General features: G+C 65.2%; 3 protein-coding genes. 1 reads left to right on the top strand and 2 read right to left on the bottom strand.

Annotated features, from left to right (window positions below):
* Window positions 1-92 precede the first annotated feature (92 nt).
* Window positions 93-446: a PRC-barrel domain-containing protein gene (locus tag AB0D46_RS38520; RefSeq protein ID WP_362884761.1), complete on the bottom strand. Its 354-nt coding sequence runs from the start codon at window positions 444-446 to the stop codon at window positions 93-95.
* Window positions 447-754: 308 nt separating this feature from the next.
* Complete coding sequence (locus AB0D46_RS38515) at window positions 755-916, bottom strand: hypothetical protein (RefSeq protein WP_053676175.1); 162 nt, start codon at window positions 914-916, stop codon at window positions 755-757.
* A gap of 209 nt (window positions 917-1,125) precedes the next feature.
* On the opposite strand from AB0D46_RS38515, the gene AB0D46_RS38510 reads away from it, so the two are divergent.
* Window positions 1,126-1,299 (top strand): CsbD family protein, encoded by a 174-nt coding sequence (locus AB0D46_RS38510; RefSeq protein WP_362884759.1) that lies wholly within the window; start codon window positions 1,126-1,128, stop codon window positions 1,297-1,299.
* Window positions 1,300-1,376: the final 77 nt, after the last annotated feature.

The following is a 1,376-nucleotide window of genomic DNA, read 5'->3' as shown; positions in this document are numbered from 1 at the left end:
GCCGAGGGCGCGGCCATCATCGACATCGGCGGGGGCAACCGTACGGTTGCCGCCCCGGCCCGGACGCTCGCGTGATCCCTGCGAGATGCCCGTCAGACGTCGTGCGGCCGGCCGTAGTAGCCGCCGACCTGGCGGTGGTAGTCCTCGTTGCCGAGGTGGATGTCCTTGTCGAACTCGGGAGCCGTCTTGATCTGCTCCTTGGTCCGGTCGACGTAGATCTTCTGCTCGTCCGTGTCGACGCGGCTGACCGTACCGGCGGGGAGGAGGACTTCCTTGCCGAAGATCCAGGGCCCGGTGTCGACCACGATGTAGGCGGAACCCATGTCCTCGGAGTGCTTGTCGACCTTGCCGATGGAGCCGTCCGTGGCCTCGACCTTGTAACCCGTCAGATCGGCACCGGCCAGGTGGCCGGCGGTTTCGCGGTAGCCCCACACGTTCTCAGTCATACAAATTGCCCCTTCATTGATTTTCAGTGCCGATCTTCCGGGTCGATGTTCTGATGCCCTCGAAACTCCGGCACCGTCAAGACTCCGGAAGTGCGGCACCGTCAAGAACTCGACTGCCCTCGCCAGTCCTCTCCATGCTCCACGTATCGGGCTTCTGGATCGGAAGACCCTGGAGAGATACTTCTTGAACGGGAGAGCGGGTGGCTGCCGATCCGTCGGACGTAGCCGGTTCCCGACCGTGCCATGCCGTGACATGACTGTGGGCCCCTCTCGGCGAGAGGGGCCCACAACGGGCCGTTTGAGCCCGCCTACCAGCGGTACCAGCGGCCGCTACCTCCCTTGGGGCGGGCGACGAAGCCGACCAGCCACAGCACCAGGACGGCGATGGCGACCCACCAGAGGATCTTCACCGCGAATCCGGCACCGAACAGAATCAGGGCGAGCAGAAGAACGAGAAGCAGGGGAACCATAGTTATTACCTCCGAGACGCCTTCTGTCCGGCACCTGCCAAACCATGCGCGCGAAACTTACCTGTTTCTTATCGGCGCAGGCGGGAAGCCGAGCTCCTCGCTGGCTGAGGGGCTCGGCTCACCGGATCGGTGGTTCTCCCGTTTCAAGTTCCTGTTCGGGGACAGGCGAGTGGAGGCAAGGCGAGTTCCTATGACGAGGAGTGATGGTTGTGTCGGCTGACGAGAAGACCCAGGCGAAGACCGAGCAGGCCAAGGGCAAGGTCAAGGAGACCGCGGGCCGCGTGGTCGGCAACGAGAGCCTCACCGCCGAGGGCCGTGCCGATCAGGCAAAGGGCGACGCCCGCCAGGCCAAGGAGAACGTGAAGGACGCCTTCAAGCGCTGACGCCACAGCCTGGCAACTGCCGGGCGAGGGGCCGGGGGCCCCCCCCGACCCCGACACGCCGCCGAGCACACACGCCA

This window comes from Streptomyces sp. NPDC048383, from assembly GCF_040651775.1.
Taxonomy (GTDB): domain Bacteria; phylum Actinomycetota; class Actinomycetes; order Streptomycetales; family Streptomycetaceae; genus Streptomyces.
Note: the sequence above shows the minus strand (reverse complement) of the source record. Positions and strands in the feature narration are given on the sequence as shown.

Excerpts from the sequence above, each read along its gene's own strand:
- AB0D46_RS38520 (WP_362884761.1), bottom strand. The coding sequence starts at position 446 with ATGACTGAGAACGTGTGGGGCTACCGCGAAACCGCCGGCCACCTGGCC.
- AB0D46_RS38515 (WP_053676175.1), bottom strand. The coding sequence starts at position 916 with ATGGTTCCCCTGCTTCTCGTTCTTCTGCTCGCCCTGATTCTGTTCGGT.